Genomic DNA, 17,177 nt, shown 5'->3' on the forward strand with positions numbered 1-17,177 from the left:
CTTCACGAAGCCCCGTCCAGATTGAGCGGGGTAATTCCTATCCCTGCGCCTGGGGGCGGAGCGGCACCACCTTGGCGCCATCACCACCGCCTACGAACGACGCCCAAGCCTCCATCAGCTTCCGGCGCTTCTCAAGGGCATCGGCCCGGCGATAGGCGCGCTCGGTGGCATCGCCCACAGTATGGGCCAGGGCAGCTTCGGCAACCTCGCGAGGAAAGCTCGTCTCCTCCCCGGCCCAATCCCGGAAGGAAGAACGGAAGCCATGAACCGTCACCTCTGATTTGAGTCGGCGCATCTGCATGTCGAGCGCCATCACGGACAGAGGCTTGCCGGGCTTCCCTCCGGGGAAGAGGAACGCCGCGCCTTCCGGCTTCGGCTGGAGATCCATCGCCCGGGTGAGGACATCCAGCGCCGCGACGGTGAGGGGCACGCGGTGGACCTTCCCGGCCTTCATGCGCGCCGCCGGCACGGTCCACACCTTCGCATCGAGGTCGATTTCCGCCCACGTCGCGCCACGGACCTCGCCGGTGCGTGCGGCCGCCAGGATCAGGAATTCAAGGGCGAGCGACGTGGAGCCGGAGAGGGAACGCAGGCGCTTCACGAATGCCGGCACGTCCGAATAGGGCATGGCGGCGTGGTGGCCGCGCTGGAGCTTCTGGCGCTTGGGCAGAAGGGCGTCGAGATGGCCGCGCCAGCGGGCCGGGTTTTCGCCGGAGCGATTGCCCTTCGCCTTCGCGGCATCCAGCACCCGTTCGATGCGACCACGAAGCCGGGAAGCCGTCTCCTGCTTCGCCTGCCATAGGGGCTTCAGCACCGCGAGCACGTCCTCGGTGGTAATGTCGGCAACGGACTTGTCCCGGAGCGGTGCCGCATACTCCTTCAGCGTCATGCGCCATTGCTCGATATGCTTTTCATTCCGAAAGCCGGAGGCAATGTCATCCACCAGCGCGTCAGCGGCTTCCCCGAAGGTGGGAATGACCTGCTCATTCCGCCGAATGGAAAGCGGGCTGATGCCCTCGGCGAGCTGGGCGCGGGCTGCATCCGCCAGCTCGCGCGCTCGGGCAAGCGGCACGTCGCGGGCCGAGCCCAGTCCCATCTCGAGCTGCTTGCCGTCCCACCGGTAGAGAAAGATCCACCGCCGGCCGCCGTTCGCCGAGATGGACAGATAGAGGTTGCCGCCGTCGGCGTGCCGGCCCGGCTTCGTGAGCGTCGCGACCGTCCGAGCGGTCAGCCTCTTCGTCTCGCGTCCCATACCTGCCCCAGCACTGCCCTAGCATCTGCCCCAGCGCACGACTGACATTCACAGGCATTCAGAGAGCGGTCAAGGCTCGATCACCTCTAGGAATGCTTTGTCTACAATGGGTCGGTGCTATGCCCTGACCCATCCAGACCACAAGGTATTGCGGACCCCCTCTCCGCCATTCCTATGTAGCACCCTGTTTCTGATCGTTTGTAAAACATTGTAATAGCAGGTGTTTTTACCGTTCGGCTGACCTGGGCATTGCCGCTCGTTTCCCCGAATAACGCACATCTGCTAGGGTAAGCGTTAGGGTCGATCCTGACTTGCCCGCTAGGCCCTAACAGATGCCACTCAATCGCCTGATCGCGCGCACGGTCGCCAGCATCTGCGCACCGGCGAGAACCCGGCCCGCTGGAAAGGCCACCTCGCCCTCACGCTGCCGAAGCGCCAGAAACTCCAGCGCGGCCACCATGAGGCGATGCCCTATTCGGAGATGCCGGCCTTCGTGAAGCGCCTGCGGTTCGTCCGGGGCATGTCAGCTTTTGCGCTGGAGTTCGCTATCCTGACGGCGGCCCGGTCCGGCGAAGTGAGGGGCGCGCGTGGGGTGAGATGGACCTGGGGCCCAAGGTGTGGACCGTGCCGGCGGCCCGCATGAAAGCCCGCCGTGAACACCGCGTGCCGCTCTGCGCTCGCGCGGTGGAGATTCTGGAGACGCTGGCGCAGCTCGATCGCGGGCCGGCGGACATTGTCTTTCCCGGCCAGCGTCGGGGTTCGCCCTTGAGCGATATGAGCCTAACAGCTTTGCTGCGGCGCCTTGAGGTGCCGGTGACCGTTCACAGATTCCGTAGTTCCTTCCGTGATTGGGCGGGCGACGCCACCGCCTTCCCCCGCGAAGTCGCCGAGGCCGCGCTTGCCCATGCCGTGGGCGATGCCACCGAGGCGGCTTACCGGCGCTCGGACGCGCTCCCGAGCGTCGCGCCTCGCGTATCCGCTACACGGCAATGTCGTTCCCCTACCACCTCAGCGCCGCCTGGTTTGGCGGCTTCCTGGCCGCCACCGCCTTCGCCATCGTGGCTGCGACCGGCAATATTTACTCCGGCCTCTATTACCCGGTTGCGATCTCCGCGGCCTGCTTCGTGCTCAGCCTCTTGTTCGCCAGGGAGACCAGGGGGACGGATATCTCCAAGGTCTACTAAACAACAGCGGGAATGGGGCGCGTAACCCATAGCGCGCCCCGCTTGGGGGCGGCTCCAGTGGAGTCGAGCGGGGCTGTAAGGCACTCGGCCGAGCAAGGACGAACAAACACGGCAACCAGCTCGCCGGAAAGCGGACCGTCTGACTTCAGCTCAGGGTCAGAAGTGTCTTGCGCTACCCGGCCGGGAAGATGGCGCGGCAGGTCAGCTTCCTGTGCCGTTTTGTACCTGAATCAGCATTCGACAAGAGCCTGAGGAAGCAGAGCGGTCTTCCCGTTTGACGGGGGCAGGAAAGGACGGCGCAGGGCGCCGTCTGCCGCCGCATCCTCGTCCTGTCCCCGCCGACATCCGGCGCTTCGCCGGTCCATGGGTCAGATCCTGGCCCGGAGCGAGCGGATCAGACCTCCTGGCCAATCTCGAAGTTGGCCAGGAACTCCAGCGCGCGCACCAGCGCCGAGTGATCCCAGCCCGCGCCGCCATGGGCCGCGCAGGCATTGAACATCTCCTGGGCCGTCGCGGTATTCGGCAGCGAGATGCCCATCTGGCGGGCGGCGGTCAGGGCGAGGTTCAGGTCCTTCTGGTGCAGCGCGATCCGGAAGCCCGGGTCGAAGGTGCGCTTCACCATCCGCTCGCCGTGTACCTCGAGGATCTTGGAGGAGGCGAAACCGCCCATCAGCGCCTGGCGGACCCGCGCCGGATCGGCGCCAGCCTTGGCGGCGAACAGCAGCGCCTCGCCGACGGCCTGGATGGTCATGGCAACGATCATCTGGTTGGCCACCTTCGCCGTCTGGCCTGCCCCGACGCTCCCGACGAGGTTGATGTTCTTGCCCATCAGCTCGAACAACGGCTTCACTCTGGCAAAGATCTCGTCCTTGCCGCCGACCATGATCGACAAGGTTCCCGCCTTGGCGCCGACCTCGCCGCCCGACACGGGCGCGTCGAGATAGTCGCTGCCCAGCGCCTCGATCTTCCTGGCATAGTCCTTGGTCTCGATGGGCGAGATCGACGACATGTCGACGACGACGGAACCAGGCCGCAGGCCCTCGGCAGCGCCGTTCGCGCCGAACAGCACGTCCCCGACATGGGGCGTGTCCGGCACCATGATGAAGAAGATGTCCGCCTTTTCCGCCACCGCCTTGCTGTTCTCGCAAGCCACCAGCCCCTTGGCGGCGAGTTCGGCCGGAAGCGGCTTGCGGGCATAGGCATAGACGGTGTGGCCGGCCGCCAAAAGATGGCCCGCCATGGGCGTACCCATGATTCCGAGACCGACGAAACCCAGAGTGCTCATAGATGTATCCTCGATGATCGCAGGACTACCAAAGCGAATTCCGTTCGGATTGGCTCACGGAACTTGCTCAACATTATCGTGTTGGCGCCGTTTCGTCAGGCTGAGCGCTTTCACTTCGCCTGAAAATGCGCCAGGGTCACAGATACGTATCGCGCAGCTTCTGGGTGGCGGCGCGGAAGACGCCGAGGTCGGAACCCACGGCCACGAAGGTGGCGCCCAGTTCCAGATAGCGCCGCGCGTCCGCCTCGACAGGAGCTAGGATGCCCGAGGCCTTGCCGGCCGTCCCGGCGACCGCGAACACCGCCGCTATGGCCGCCTGCACGTCGGGATGGCCGGGATCGCCGAGATGGCCGAGCGCGGCGGCAAGATCGGATGGGCCGACGAACAGGCAGTCCACGCCGTCCACTGCGGCGATCTCGGCCGCCGCCGCCACACCGGCCGCGTTCTCGATCTGGGCAACAACCGTGATGTTCTCGTTGATCTTGGCCAGGTAGTCCTTGACGGTGCCATAGCGGTTGGAGCGCTGCGCCACCGAAATGCCGCGCACGCCGGCCGGCGGATAGCGCGTGGCGGCGACCGCAGCCCGCGCCTCCTCGGCAGACTGCACGAAGGGGATGAGGAAGTTGTAGAAGCCGGCGTCGAGCAGCCGCTTCAGCAGCACCGGGTCGTTCCAGGCGACCCGTACCACCGGCGCGGAGCGGCTGTCCTTCAGCGCCATCAATTGCGGGATCAGCGAGAGCACGTCGTTGGGGGCGTGCTCGGAATCCAGCAGAAGCCAGTCGAAACCGGCGAGGCCCAGGACTTCGGTGGTGATGTGAGACCCGAGCGCCGACCAGCAGCCGATCAGGCGCTTGCGCGCCAACACGTCGCGCCGAAGCGTGTTGGGAAAGGGGGTGTAGGCGAGTCCTTCGGACATGGCGATCGTCTCCTCCGGTTTTTGTTGGGATTGGGCCCGGTCAGGTGACCGGTGCCGGATTGAAGACGGCGAGGGCATTGTGCAGGCCCCAGACGTCGGACCAGGGCCGCTTGTGGCCGCTCGCCACATCGAGGATGAGGCGGAACAACTCCCAGCCGATCTCTTCCACTGAGGCTTCGCCAGTGGCGATGCGACCGGCGTCGAGGTCCATGAGGTCGTGCCAGCGGGCCGCGAGGTCGCTTCGCGTCGCGACCTTGATCACGGGGGCCGCTGCCAGGCCATAGGGCGTGCCGCGGCCGGTGGTGAATACCTGCAGCGTCATGCCCGAAGCGAGCTGCTGCGTGCCGCAGATGAAGTCCGACGCCGGGGTGGCGGCGAAGATCAGGCCCTTGGTGGTCGCCCGCTCGCCCGGAGCCAGCACCGCCGTGATCGGGCTCGTGCCGGACTTCACGATCGAGCCGAGCGCCTTCTCCACCACGTTGGACAGGCCGCCCTTCTTGTTGCCGGGCGAGGGGTTCGCGCTGCGATCAGTGGCGCCGGCGGCGAGGTAGGCGTCGTACCACGCCATTTCGCGGATCAAAGCCTTGCCGACGGTCGCGTCGACCACGCGGGGGGTGAGCAGATGCACCGCGTCGCGCACCTCCGTGACTTCGGAGAACATCACCGTGCCGCCGGCGCGCACGATGAGATCGGCTGCAAAGCCGACCGCCGGATTGGCCGTGACGCCGGAGAACGCATCCGATCCGCCGCACTGCACGCCGACCACCAGATCCGACGCCGGGCAAGTCTCGCGTCGGCGCCGGTTCAGCACCTCCAGCCGTGCCTGCGCCATGTCCAGTATGCCGTCCACCATGGCCTGAAAGCCGGTGAAGCGTTCATCCTGCAGGCTCAGGATGTTGGCCCGCGCCGCCTCCGGCGCGAGGTCCGGCATCAGCCGCTCGGGCTGAAGCTTCTCGCAGCCGAGGCCGATGACCAGGATCTCGCCGCCGAAATTCGGGTTGAGGGCCAGGTTCTGCACGGTTCGGATCGGCACCACCGCGGCGGGAGCGTTGATGGCGACGCCGCAGCCGTACAGATGGTTCAGTCCGACCACGTCGTCCACATTGGGGTAGTTCGGCAGGAGCCGCTGCCGGATCAGCCCGACCACATGGTCGACCACGCCGGCAACGCAATGAACGCTGGTTGAAATGCCGAGGATGTTGCGCGTGCCCACAGACCCGTCCGGGTTGCGGTAGCCTTCGAAGGTGTAGCCCTCCAGCGGCGGCTGGATCGGTGGCACGTTATCGGCCAGCGGCAGGCTTTCCAGAGCGGGTGGCTCGGGTAGTTCGACCAGGAACTCATTGACCCAGGCGCCCTTGCCGAGGGCCTTGACCGCATAGCCGATGATCTCGCCATAGCGCACCACCGCGCCGCCCTGCGGGATATCGGCGAGCGCCACCTTGTGGCCCTGGGGCACGGCATCGACGAGCACGAGGCCATCGTCGAAGCGGGCGCCCGCCCGCAGGCCGCCGGAATTGACCACGATCGCGACGTTGTCGTGCGGATGGAGCTTGATGGACAGCGGCTTGGCCGTCGTCGCGATGGGGGCATTCATGGCTCAGCTTTTCCTGAAAGAGGGCGACCGGAGAGCGCCGCGGTCGGGATTGGGGTTGGAAGACCGGGCATTGGCGATGCCCGGTCCTGCTCCGAGGGGCCTGCGCCTAGTCAGGGTGTCTGCGTTGCAAGGAGCGAATCCTTCAGCTCCACGCGCCGGATGGTTCCGACCATGAACAGCATGGCAAGCAGAGCCACGGCCGCGCTGAGGCCGACGAAGGTGAGCGCCGAGGCGAACGAGCCCGTTGTCTGGAGGATGTAGCCGATCACGATGGGTGTCACGATGCCGGCGGTGTTGCCGAAGGTGTTGAACAGGCCGCCGGACAAGCCACCCGCCTGCCTGGGCGAGGTATCCGAGACCACAGCCCAGCCGAGGGCGCCGATGCCCTTTCCGAAGAAAGCCAGCGACATGAAGAAGACGACCAGCATGTCCGATTCGACGTAGTTGCAGGCGATCATCGACATGGCCATGAGCATGCCCAGTACGATCGGTGTCTTGCGTGCCGCGGTCAGCGACCAGCCGGCCTTGATCAGGCGGTCCGAGATCCAGCCACCGAGGACGCCCCCGAGGAAGCCGCAGATGGCCGGCAGGGAGGCCACGAACCCTGCCTTCAGGATGGTCATGTGCCGCTCGGTGACGAGGTAGACCGGAAACCAGGTCAGGAAGAAGTATGTCAGCACATTGATGCAGAACTGGAAAATGTAGAGGCCAAGCAGCATGCGGTTGCGCAGAAGCTCCCCGATGCACTTCAGTGTATCGACCTCCTTCGGCTTGGCGGTTGCAGCTTTGCTGTCGAGCTCGACGAGCCCGCCGCCGGCCTTGATGTATTCGAGCTCGGCGTCGTTGACGCCCGGATGCGCCAGGGGGCCGTAGATCACCCGGTTCCAGAACAAGGCCAACACCAGGCCGAGGCCGCCCATGAAGTAGAACACCGCCTGCCAGCCGAAGCTGTGGACGATCCAGCCCATGATCGGCGCAAAGAAGGCGGTGGCGAAATACTGCGCGGAATTGAAGATGGCGGAAGCAAAGCCGCGCTCGTTGGTGGGGAACCAGGCGGAGGTGATGCGTCCATTGCCGGGGAAGGACGGCGCTTCCGCCGCGCCGACAAGGAAGCGCAGGGCGAACAGCAGAGCCACTGCTGCGGCTCCGGTGAGGAAGCCCACTGCGCCCTGGAACATGGTCAGCAGCGACCACAGGGTCAGGCTGACGAAGTAGGTGGTCTTCGAGCCGAAGCGATCGAGCAGCCAGCCGCCGGGAATCTGGGCAAGGACATACGACCACGCGAATGCGGAAAAGATGTAGCCCATCTGCACCGGGGACAGGCCAAGCGCCGCGCGCAGGTCCGGTCCAGCGATGGAGATGGTGGCGCGATCGGCGAAATTGATGGTCGTCACGACGAAGAGCATCGCGAGAATGCCCCAGCGGACGCGCGTGCGCGTCTCCGTCCGCGGCGGCGCCGCGGCGGGTACTTTCATATCCATGGCGTTTCCTTCCAAGAGACCGCTTGCAGTCCACGCGACCGCTGACAGTTTGGGCGCGGCGGCCCGCAGAACAGGCTGTGGGGCCGCACTCCGGACCGACGTCGCCATGCCCTCTCACGGAGGCATCGGCCTTCTCGGGGGTCGTTCAGGCGACCCCTCTTAGCCATCGGCCATATTTGTATCTATAAATGACAAATTATGGACGTGTCCACGAATTTTAAATACAAATCAGACAAGTTTTTTTGTCGGGTCGCAGAGGGCGTTTCGGCCGGGAGGGGCGCGGAGCCACCTCAACAAATCGGCGGGGCTGGTATAGATTGCCGGTGCGCGCCGCCTGGCCAAGGAGCCCGGCGCCGGTTCAAAGCGAGACGGAATGGCGGTGAAGACCAAGCGATCCGATGAAACGGTAACAGTCATGGCGGAGACGGCGCCCGCTGCGCGAACGGCCGTCCGGCTGACGCTCGGGGACCGGATCTATGATGAGATCCTTCACCTCATCATCAACTTGCAGATTCCTGAGGGCGGCCGTCTGCCGACCGAGGCCCAATTGTGCAAGCTCTACTCCGTCTCTCGCACCGTCGTGCGTGAGGCTCTGTCCCGGCTGAAGATCGACGGCATCGTTGCCTCGCGACAGGGCCAGGGCAGCGTTGTCCTGAGGCGCCCCAACGCAGGCGTCTTCGCCTTTCCCTTTGTCAGCAGCATCGCCGACATGCAGCGCTTCTTCGAGTTCCGTCAGCTCATTGAAGGTGAGGTCGCGGCACTTGCCGCCTCCCGCCGCACGCATGAGGAACTGGTGCGCATTCGTGCAGCTTTTGATGCTGTTTCCCGTGCCTTGTCCCAGAATGAGCCTGGAATCGAGGAGGATTTAGCGTTCCATTTCGCCATAGCGGATGCTGCGCATAATAAGTTTCTATCTTCTCCGCTTCTCTCTGCGCGCGACAATTTTGTGCAATGCATCCAGTTTGCCCGCGCGCTATCGACCAAGCCGAATGAAAAGATCGGCCAGAGGCTCGAGGTGGAGCATCGATTGATTCTGGAAGCGATCGAGGCCGCAGACGAGGATGGCGCCCGCGCTGCCATGATCGCGCACCTGACCAATACGAGAGACCGGGTTTTCCTCGGAGGATGACCGGAGTCCGGCATGTCCCGAGGAACGCCGGGAGACGGTGCGCGGCGCGGCCCATGCGGCTTCGCTTTCGCACGACCCTCTCCACGATCCCGGCTTCCCGCCCCCCAACCCAGGCGCGATAAAGGTGCGACTGTTGCCGCGACTTTCCCCATATGTCGTGCGCCGCCATCGAGGTCGCGGCATAACACCTGCCTTGATGTCAGTGACAAAAGCATGTTCGACAAACACCGGTTCGTCGAACATGCTCTAAAGCTTTGTTTCATCGCAATTCCGGACGCAGAACCGCTTCGCACTTTTGCTGGAATTGCTCTAGCGGATGAATCGCCCCTGAACTAAAGCAAAGAGAACGCGCCGGCCCGCTGGGGTGCCTGAGCGAGTGTCGGATAGTCGGTGTAGCCTGTGGCGCCGCCGCGGTAGAAGGTCGAGCGATCATAGGGGGTGAGGGGCGCCCCGCGACGGATACGCTCCACCAGGTCGGGATTAGAGATGAAGAAGCGGCCGAAGGCGATGGCGTCGGCATGGCCGGCGGCCACGCACGCCTCGGCGGTGTCCGGTCGGAAATTGCCGGCGGTGATCAGCACTCCCGGCCAGAGCGGGCGGAACAGCTCGGCCGCGGCCGGAACATCCTTGTGGTCCACGTCGGCCCGGCCGGCCCCGCTAGCGCGGGGCTCGATGAGGTGGAGATAGGCGAGGTTCACGCGCGCCAGCCGCTCCACCACATGGGTATAGAGCGGGAGCGGCTCGGCCTCGCCGCTGTCATTGGCGATGCCGAACGGGGAGAGCCGGATGCCGACGCGGTCGGCGCTCCACGCGCCCGTCACCGCTTGCGCCACCGCCAGCAGCAGGCGTGCGCGATTCTCGATCGAGCCGCCATAGGCGTCGGTGCGGTGGTTGGTGCGGCTCTGCAGGAACTGCTCCAGCAGGTAGCCGTTCGCGGCGTGGATCTCCACGCCGTCGAACCCCGCCGCCCGCGCGTTGCGGGTCGCCTGGGCATAATCGGCGATGACCCCCTCGATTTCCTGTTCCGTGAGAGCGTGCGGCGTTTCGTAGTCGGCGGTCGAGAAGTCGTTCCGGAAAGCGGTGAGGCCCTCGATCCGGATGGCCGACGGTGCCACGGGTAGGCGGCCCTCCGGCTGAAGCGAGCTGTGCGAAACCCGGCCCACGTGCCAGAGCTGGAGCACGATCTTGCCGCCCTTCCCATGCACCGCGTCGACGACGGCGCGCCAGCCGGCGATCTGCTCGGGCGTGTAGATTCCCGGCGTGGTGGGAAAGCCGTGGCCGGACGGAGAGATGGGCGATGCCTCCGCGATGATGAGCCCGCCGGGTGTCGCACGCTGGGCATAGTAGGTGACCGCGAGCGGTCCCGGCACGTTGCCGGGCTGCGTCGCCCGCGAGCGGGTCAATGGCGCCATCACGATGCGATGCTGAAGGTCGAGGGCGCCCACACGCAGGGGCCGGAACAGGGTGGCGGTCATGGTGGGCAACTCCGGACAACGGGGCGAGCCGGATGCGTGGGAAGCCATCCGTACCAATCTCTCGCCAAGGGGAAGGCAGGCGGGTGGCGCGTGAGCGCTAGCGAAACCAAGCACCCGAGCGTACCACCACAGTATGGTTAATCCATAGACCACGAGCGCGAGCGACGCGAACAGGGCCGTAAGGGATCCGGTCAGCCACAGCGCGGCCCAGCCGCCACCGAGGGCGAGCGCGCCGCGCAGGAACCCGCTGGCCAGGGGCCACATGAGCCGGCCGGAGCCCTGGGATGCGAAGTACAGCGCCATGCCGAGGCCGAAGAAGCTATAGGCCGGGCCGACAATCCGAAGAGAGGCGCTGCCGGCGGCGATCATGTCCGGCTCGGAGCTGAAGAGGCCGCGCCAAGCCTGCGGCCACAAAGCGGCGGCGATGCCGGCTGCTTCTGTGACGACGAAGGCGAGGCCGCCGCCGGCCAGCGCGATCTGCAGCGCGCGCCGGCTCAAGTTCACACCGTTCCAGAGCGGGTCCGCGATGGATCCGCCCGGTATGCCCGCGGGCTCACGCCCAGGTGCCGGGTGAAGAAGCGGGTGAAATAGGCAGGATCCTCGAAGCCCAGGCCGAAAGCGATCTCTGCCACTGTCATGGACGTGTAGGCGAGATGCCTTCGCGCTTCGAGAGCGAGGCGCTCCTGCACGATGCCCAGGGCCGAACGGCCGGTCACGCGCCGGCAAACGCGGCTCAAGTGGGGCACGCTCACCCCGAGCCGCCGGGCGCGATCGGTGAGGCTTGGATGGTGGCGAAAGTCTTCCTCTACCTGGGCGGTGAAGCGCTCCACAAGCTGGATGCCGGCGAATGCCAGGTCGCCGCCTTCCTGCTGCCCCGCAGCCAAAGTTCGGTGGAACCACACCAGGATCAGGCCTGCAAAGGCGGTAAGCGCCTCGCGTCGGCTGGCGCCGTGTTCACCGGATTCGACAAGCGCGAGTTCGAGCGTGGTCCGCAACTGCGTCGCCTGCGCCGGCGTGACCGCCAGCACCAGCGGGGCCTTGAACAGGCTCCGCCACTGGGTCTTGGGAGATGACCAATGGTCGAGCACGGCGGCGGGCACGCTCGCCACATAGCCGTCGGTGTGCGGGGCGAAATCGAAGGCGTGGACCACCAGCGGCGGCAAGGCGATGGCCGCACCGGGGCCGAGGGCGTGCACGGTTCCGTCAATGACAGCCGCACCGCCTCCCGCCCCGATGAAGAAGAACTGGTAGAGGTCGCCGTGGCGGTGCGAGCGGATGCGCCAGTCATGCTTGGCGCTGCGTGCCGTGATGGTCTCCACGTGCAGTTCGTCGGGAAAGCCATCCGCGCCCTCGCCGTAGAGGGCGTAGGCGGGCACCGGGGGCGCGGCGCTTCTCATTGGCACGTCCGATGGGTTCGATTTATCCAAGAGAGTGCGCGAAGCTTCCATTCCGCGCAAGCCGTCCGCGCTCCATTCTCGCCAGTGCCGACACCTCACGCGGCTTGGTGCGAGACCGAGGTGCGGGGACCGCCTTCCGGGCCGGAGGCCGCGGTCCCGCTCCGTCCATTGCCCAACCTGAAAAAAGCCAACGCCGGACCACTGCGGCGCGTCGAAGGCGCGCCGCGCGGAGTGTCCCTGGGAGGAAACAGACGTGCGACATCAAGTGTGCATCATCGGCGCCGGCCCTTCGGGCCTTCTCCTCGGCCAGCTTCTGGCAAAGGCGGGCGTCGACGCGGTGATCCTGGAGGCGAAGAGCGCCGATTACGTGCTCTCGCGCATCCGCGCCGGCGTGCTGGAGAGCGGCCTTGTGGACCTCATGCGGCAGGCGGGATGCGCCGAGCGGCTGGACCGGGAAGGCCTCGTGCATGACGGCTTCCACCTCGCCTTCGCTGGCCGCACCCATCGCATTGACCTTCGCGGCCTGTCCGGCGGCAAGTCGGTGGTGGTCTATGGCCAGACGGAAATCACGCGCGACCTGATGGAGGCCCGCGCCGCCCTGGGCGTTCCGACTGTCTACGAGGCGCAGGACGTGGCCCTGCACGATTTCGACGGCCTCCGCCCGCGCGTGACCTACAGCAAGGGCGGCGCCACCCACGAGATCGCCTGCGATTTCATCGCCGGCTGCGACGGTTTTCACGGCATCGCGCGCCGTTCCGTCCCGGAAACGGCCATCGCCCAATTCGAGCGGGTCTACGCCTTCGGCTGGCTGGGACTGCTCGCCGACGTGCCGCCAGCCTCGGAAGAACTCGTCTATGCCCGCCACGAGCGCGGCTTTGCGCTGGCGTCCATGCGGTCCCACACGCGCAGCCGCTCTTACATCCAGGTGCCGCTCTCCGACCAGGTCGAGGACTGGTCTGACGAACGATTCTATGACGAGTTCCGCCGCCGTCTGCCGGAGGAGGTGGCCGCGCGCGTGGTCCCCGGGCCATCGGTGGAAAAGAGCATCGCCCCGCTGCGCTCCTTCGTGGCGGAACCGTTGCGCTTCGGACGTCTGTTCCTCGCCGGCGACGCCGGCCACATCGTGCCGCCGACGGGGGCCAAGGGCCTCAATCTGGCGGCGAGCGACGTGCATTACCTGGCGGCCGGGCTGATCGAGCATTACCGGGACAAATCGGACGCCGGCATCGACGCCTATTCGGAGCGGGCGCTTAGGCGAATCTGGAAGGCGGAGCGCTTCTCCTGGTGGATGACCTCCATGCTGCACCTCTTCCCCGAATCCGGGGACTTCGTGGCCCGCATGCAGCTTGCCGAGCTCGACTATATCGCCGGCTCGGAGGCCGCGGCGACCACGGTGGCGGAGAACTACGTGGGCCTGCCGTTCTGAAGCCCGTTGCCGCCCCCGGCCGCCGTCGCGTCGTCAGGACCGTGCGGGAAAGCGCAGCGCTTCGATGAGCGTGAAGGCGGTGCGGGTGGCGGCGCCCGCGGTCGTCACGAGCTGGGGCAGGATCATCCACTCCAGGGTCCAGGCGGCGCCGGAGCGCTCGTTCTCGTGCACCAGGGCCTGGTCGAGGCCGCCCTGGAGCGTGGCGGCGAAGCGCGCCAGGGTCACCAGGATCTCGGCGCTCACGGGATTGTTCTTCTCCGGCATCGCGGAGGAGCCGCCGCCGCCGGCGATGGTCACCTCGCCCACCTCGTTCTGGGCCATGAGGGTGATGTCGGCGCCGAACTTGCCAAGCGAGCCGGCCAGCAGCGCGCACCAATGACCATAGGCGGCGACGGCGTCCCGTTCGGCATGGGTGGCACGCGGCGCGGCGCCTAGGCCGAGCCGGGCCGCGAGGCCGTCGGCCACGCGCCCGGCCGCTTCGCCCAGCTCGGCCCGGTTGCCCACCGCACCACCCAGTTGCACCCGGAACAGATCATCTGCCACTGCCGAAAAACGGGCCCGTTGCCGCGCGAGGGGCTCGCGCCAGGTGGCAATCTTGTGGGCGAGGGTGATGGGCCGTGCCCGCTGCATGCGCGTATGGCCCGTCAGCTCCAGGCCGCCCGCAGTGGAGGCGAGGCGATCGAAGCTGCCGATAAGCGCGTCGAGGCGCGCCAGCAGGATGTCGGACGCCGCCTTCAGGCGCAGGAACAGGCTGGTGTCGATCACGTCCTGGCTGGTCGAGCCCTTGTGCACGAAGCCCGCATGGGGCTCGCCCACCGCCGTGCGCAGCCAGCGCACCAGCTCCGGGATCACCACGCCGTCGCGGGCCACGGCGGCCGCCAGATCCGCGGGAGAGACGGCGAGGCTGCGTGCCGCCTGCGCGATGGCAGCGGCCGCCTCGTGCGGAATGACGCCGGCGTCCGCCTCCGCCTCGGCCAGCGCCGCTTCGAAGCGGAGCATGGCGGCGATGTCGGCTTCGGCGGTGAAGGCCGCGGCGATGGCCTCATCGCCAAGGAGCGGACGCAGGAAGGGATGCTCGAACACGGACACGCTCATGGACCTGCGGCCTTCCTTGGGAACGAAACGGGCCGCAAGCTCGACTGCGGCGCGCGGTGGCGTCAAGCCTGTTGTGTGGTCCGGCTCACAGCGCGCGGGCAACCTCGCGTAGGGCTTCGAGGAAGATCGCCGCCTGCGGCAGGGGGGCCTGCCCCGCTCGCGTGGTGAGGCCCACCGGCCCGCCGGATATGGACATGGACAGGGGCAGCCGCACCAATGTGCCGGCGTCGAGATCGCCGGCCACCACCCCGTGGGAGATGACCCATACCGCGTCACTGGTACCGACATAAGCCCGCGAGAAGCTCGCGTCGGTGGTCTCAATACGGTCGGCGGGGCCGGCCAGACCTTCCATAAGGAATAGCCGGTCGATCTCCGGACGAATGATGGAGCCTTGTCCCGGCATGATGAAGGGATGGCGAGCAAGCTCCACGAGTCCCACCGGGTGGCCGGTGTCTGCCGGGTGGCCGCGCCGCGCCACGAAGACGATGGGCTCGGAATACAGGTGCTCAAAGGCGAGCCCCATCATGGCCTTGGGCTCGGCAAGGCGGCCCACCACCAGATCGAGCCGGCCCTCGTTGAGCAGGTCGAGAAGCCAGCCGTTGGGCCCGGCCTCGATGTTGATGGTGGCATCGAGGCCCGTCTCCTTCGCCCGTCGGACCGCCCCAGGCATGATCCGCGCCGCCACTGTGGGCAGCGCGCCGACCCTGAGTACCACGTCGCCGGCGGCTGGCCGCCGCAGCGTGTCGATGCCGCGTCCCAGTTCAGCGAAGGCCGCTCCCGCATGGGCGCGGAAAGCGGTGCCCTGCGGCGTCAGCACGGCGCCGCCGCGGCCGCGCTCGAACAGCGGCGCGCCGAGGATGTCCTCCAGTTCCGCGATGGCCCGCGAGACCGCCGGCTGGGTGAGGCTGAGCGCGTCGGCCGCGCGGCCGAACCCGGATCGCGCCGCCACCTCGAGGAAGCAGGCAATGTGGCGCAGCTTCATGCGTCCGTCGATCATGGTCGATACATATCCAGATTGTATGGATGGATAGAAAAATATCATTTTTCATATCATCAGGCACATGAAATTCTCGCGGCGATCCCAAACGGGAGCCGCCGGGTGGATCGAGCGTGTGCATGCACGTTTAGTCCAAGTTTATCCCGGTAGGCCCCGCGCCCAGAAGAGGCCGTCCCGTGTCAATTCCCACCGACCGTTCCCCGCGCTGGACTGCCGGAATGGCAACCCGCCGTTCCGTGCTCGGCGACACCTATGTGGACGCGGCATCCGCTCGCACCACGCCGTTCGACGAGGGGTTCCAGACCTTCATCACCGAAGGCGCCTGGGGTTCGGTCTGGTCGCGGCCGGGGCTCACCAGGCGCGAGCGGTCCATGATCACCATCGCGCTTCTGGCGGCGCTGGGGCATGACGAGGAAGTGGCCATGCACGTGCGCGCCACCCGCAATACCGGCGCGAGCGCCGAGGACGTCGCCGAAACGCTCATGCATGTGGCGGTCTATGCCGGCGTGCCTGCGGCGAACCGGGCCTACAAGATCGCCAAGGAAGTCTACGCGGAAGCGCGTACCGACGGCGACCCACAGGGAGAAAACCATGGTTGAGACGGGCGATTTCATGCGCCGGGACCGAAACTGGCATCCGCCGGCCTTCACCCCCGGCTACAAGACGAGTGTGTTGCGCTCGCCGCGCTTCGCGCTGGTGTCGCTGGAGCAGGGCATCGGCGAGAAGGCCGGCCCCATTTTTCCGCGGTCCGGCCTCGATCCCCTCGACAATGACCTCATCCGCAATTTTTCCAAGGACGGCGAGGCCATCGGCGAGCGCATCGTGGTGCACGGCCGGGTGCTCGACGAAAGCGGCCGTCCGGTGCCAGACACCCTCATCGAGGTGTGGCAGGCCAATGCCGGCGGGCGCTACCGGCACAAGAACGACAGCTATCTCGCCCCGCTCGATCCGAACTTCGGCGGCGTCGGTCGCTGCCTGACCGATTCCGAGGGCCGCTATGCCTTCCGCACCGTGCGCCCCGGTCCCTATCCGTGGCGCAACAACGGCTCCGACTGGCGGCCGGCGCACATCCATTTTTCCATCTTCGGCGAAGCCTTCGTTCAGCGGCTGATTTCCCAGCTCTATTTCGAGGGCGATCCGCTGATCCCGCTGTGCCCCATCATCAATACCATTCCCGACAAGGCCGCCGTCGAGCGGCTAGTCGCCCGCCTCGACCTGGGCCAGCAGATGCCCTTCGACGCGCTGGCCTACCGCTTCGACATCGTGCTGCGCGGGCGCCGGCAGACGTTCTTCGAGAACAAGAGGGAGGGGCACTGATGCCGGTCGAATACCTTAAGGAAACGCCGTCGCAGACCGGCGGTCCCTACGTGCATATAGGCACCCTGCCGGCGGTGGCGGGCCTGCCTGTCCGCACGCAGGAGAACCTGTCCATCCTTGCCTCCGGCAGCGTGCCGGGCGGGCGGATCCGCATCATCGGCAAGGTGTGGGACGGCTCGGGCCACCCGGTGAAGGACGCGCTGGTGGAACTGTGGCAGGCGGACGGCGACGGGCGGCACGACAATCCGGACTTCCTGGGCTTCGGCCGCGCCGCAGCTGACTTCGCCACCGGGGAATGGAGCTTCGACACCATCCGGCCCGGCGTGCTGCCCTGGCGCGACGGGCGCCCCCAGGCGCCCCACGTCTCGCTGCTCATCTTCGCACGCGGCATCAATATCCACCTGCACACCCGCATGTATTTCTCCGATGAGGCTGAGGCGAACGCCGGCGATCCGGTGCTGAAATCCATCGAGCAGGTGGGGCGGCGCGCCACCCTGGTGGGCCTGCGCGGCGACGCGGACGGTGTCGCTACCTACCGCTTCGACATCCGCCTGCAGGGCGAGAACGAGACCGTCTTCTTCGACATGTAACCAAAAACGCCAAACCGGCCGCCGCGTGTTGCGGTGGAC

Annotated in this window: 15 protein-coding genes and 2 pseudogenes; 8 read left to right on the plus strand and 9 right to left on the minus strand. The window is 66.7% G+C overall.

Annotation, left to right across the window (positions count from 1 at the left end; all coding sequences use genetic code 11):
• Positions 1 to 37: 37 nt before the first annotated feature.
• Entirely contained in the window at positions 38 to 1,252 is a 1,215-nt protein-coding gene (locus FZ033_RS12175) for a tyrosine-type recombinase/integrase (protein WP_149576395.1), read from the minus strand.
• A gap of 373 nt (positions 1,253 to 1,625) precedes the next feature.
• Here FZ033_RS12175 and FZ033_RS12180 point away from each other — a divergent pair.
• From FZ033_RS12180 to FZ033_RS24320, 3 genes and pseudogenes are all read left to right on the plus strand, one after another.
• Positions 1,626 to 2,206 (plus strand): annotated as a pseudogene (locus FZ033_RS12180) (tyrosine-type recombinase/integrase); the annotation flags it as partial.
• A 35-nt stretch (positions 2,207 to 2,241) separates the two neighbouring features.
• Complete coding sequence (locus tag FZ033_RS12185) at positions 2,242 to 2,436, plus strand: hypothetical protein (protein ID WP_232847452.1); 195 nt, start codon at positions 2,242 to 2,244, stop codon at positions 2,434 to 2,436.
• A gap of 170 nt (positions 2,437 to 2,606) precedes the next feature.
• Positions 2,607 to 2,714: pseudogene (locus FZ033_RS24320) on the plus strand (oxidoreductase); the annotation flags it as partial.
• Between the two features lie 116 nt (positions 2,715 to 2,830).
• Here the strand turns inward: FZ033_RS24320 and FZ033_RS12195 are convergent.
• The 4 genes from FZ033_RS12195 to FZ033_RS12210 form a co-directional block, all read right to left on the minus strand.
• Entirely contained in the window at positions 2,831 to 3,721 is an 891-nt protein-coding gene (locus FZ033_RS12195; RefSeq protein WP_149576396.1) for a 2-hydroxy-3-oxopropionate reductase, read from the minus strand.
• Positions 3,722 to 3,857: 136 nt separating this feature from the next.
• Positions 3,858 to 4,637 carry a 2-dehydro-3-deoxyglucarate aldolase gene (gene garL, locus FZ033_RS12200; RefSeq protein ID WP_149576397.1) on the minus strand — a complete coding sequence of 260 codons (780 nt, stop codon included), beginning with the start codon at positions 4,635 to 4,637 and terminating at the stop codon, positions 3,858 to 3,860.
• 40 nt (positions 4,638 to 4,677) lie between these two features.
• A complete protein-coding gene (garD, locus tag FZ033_RS12205) occupies positions 4,678 to 6,231 on the minus strand; it encodes a galactarate dehydratase (RefSeq protein WP_149576398.1) in 1,554 nt (517 codons plus the stop codon).
• 110 nt (positions 6,232 to 6,341) lie between these two features.
• Positions 6,342 to 7,706, minus strand: coding sequence for an MFS transporter (locus tag FZ033_RS12210; RefSeq protein ID WP_232847459.1), 1,365 nt, complete (start codon positions 7,704 to 7,706; stop codon positions 6,342 to 6,344).
• Between the two features lie 379 nt (positions 7,707 to 8,085).
• Here FZ033_RS12210 and FZ033_RS12215 point away from each other — a divergent pair, with 379 nt between their 5' ends.
• The gene (locus FZ033_RS12215; protein ID WP_149576399.1) at positions 8,086 to 8,841 is read left to right on the plus strand and encodes a FadR/GntR family transcriptional regulator; all 756 of its coding nucleotides are present in this window, start codon (positions 8,086 to 8,088) and stop codon (positions 8,839 to 8,841) included.
• A gap of 332 nt (positions 8,842 to 9,173) precedes the next feature.
• Here the strand turns inward: FZ033_RS12215 and FZ033_RS12220 are convergent, their stop codons facing one another.
• Both FZ033_RS12220 and FZ033_RS12225 read right to left on the minus strand, forming a co-directional pair.
• The gene (locus tag FZ033_RS12220) at positions 9,174 to 10,316 is read right to left on the minus strand and encodes an alkene reductase (protein WP_149576400.1); all 1,143 of its coding nucleotides are present in this window, start codon (positions 10,314 to 10,316) and stop codon (positions 9,174 to 9,176) included.
• A gap of 500 nt (positions 10,317 to 10,816) precedes the next feature.
• Positions 10,817 to 11,713, minus strand: coding sequence for a helix-turn-helix domain-containing protein (locus FZ033_RS12225; protein WP_188079450.1), 897 nt, complete (start codon positions 11,711 to 11,713; stop codon positions 10,817 to 10,819).
• A gap of 253 nt (positions 11,714 to 11,966) precedes the next feature.
• Here FZ033_RS12225 and pobA point away from each other — a divergent pair, with 253 nt between their 5' ends.
• Complete coding sequence (gene pobA / locus FZ033_RS12230) at positions 11,967 to 13,139, plus strand: 4-hydroxybenzoate 3-monooxygenase (protein ID WP_149576402.1); 1,173 nt, start codon at positions 11,967 to 11,969, stop codon at positions 13,137 to 13,139.
• A 33-nt stretch (positions 13,140 to 13,172) separates the two neighbouring features.
• On the opposite strand, the gene FZ033_RS12235 is transcribed toward pobA, so the two are convergent.
• Entirely contained in the window at positions 13,173 to 14,234 is a 1,062-nt protein-coding gene (locus FZ033_RS12235; protein ID WP_149576403.1) for a 3-carboxy-cis,cis-muconate cycloisomerase, read from the minus strand.
• A gap of 85 nt (positions 14,235 to 14,319) precedes the next feature.
• Positions 14,320 to 15,231: a pca operon transcription factor PcaQ gene (pcaQ, locus tag FZ033_RS12240; RefSeq protein WP_188079451.1), complete on the minus strand. Its 912-nt coding sequence runs from the start codon at positions 15,229 to 15,231 to the stop codon at positions 14,320 to 14,322.
• A 176-nt stretch (positions 15,232 to 15,407) separates the two neighbouring features.
• On the opposite strand from pcaQ, the gene pcaC reads away from it, so the two are divergent.
• From pcaC to pcaG, 3 genes are read left to right on the plus strand one after another with little or no spacing between them, the layout of a single operon-like run.
• Positions 15,408 to 15,830, plus strand: a complete 423-nt coding sequence (pcaC, locus tag FZ033_RS12245) for a 4-carboxymuconolactone decarboxylase (protein WP_269149861.1) — start codon at positions 15,408 to 15,410, stop codon at positions 15,828 to 15,830.
• On the plus strand, positions 15,823 to 16,548 hold the full coding sequence (gene pcaH, locus FZ033_RS12250; protein WP_149576406.1) for a protocatechuate 3,4-dioxygenase subunit beta: 726 nt from the start codon (positions 15,823 to 15,825) through the stop codon (positions 16,546 to 16,548). Before pcaC ends, pcaH begins: the two co-directional genes overlap by 8 nt.
• Positions 16,548 to 17,138 carry a protocatechuate 3,4-dioxygenase subunit alpha gene (gene pcaG / locus FZ033_RS12255; protein WP_149576407.1) on the plus strand — a complete coding sequence of 197 codons (591 nt, stop codon included), beginning with the start codon at positions 16,548 to 16,550 and terminating at the stop codon, positions 17,136 to 17,138. The genes pcaH and pcaG overlap by 1 nt, the downstream gene beginning before the upstream one ends.
• Positions 17,139 to 17,177 lie beyond the last annotated feature (39 nt).

It is taken from the genome of Xanthobacter oligotrophicus, assembly GCF_008364685.1.
GTDB lineage: Bacteria > Pseudomonadota > Alphaproteobacteria > Rhizobiales > Xanthobacteraceae > Xanthobacter > Xanthobacter oligotrophicus.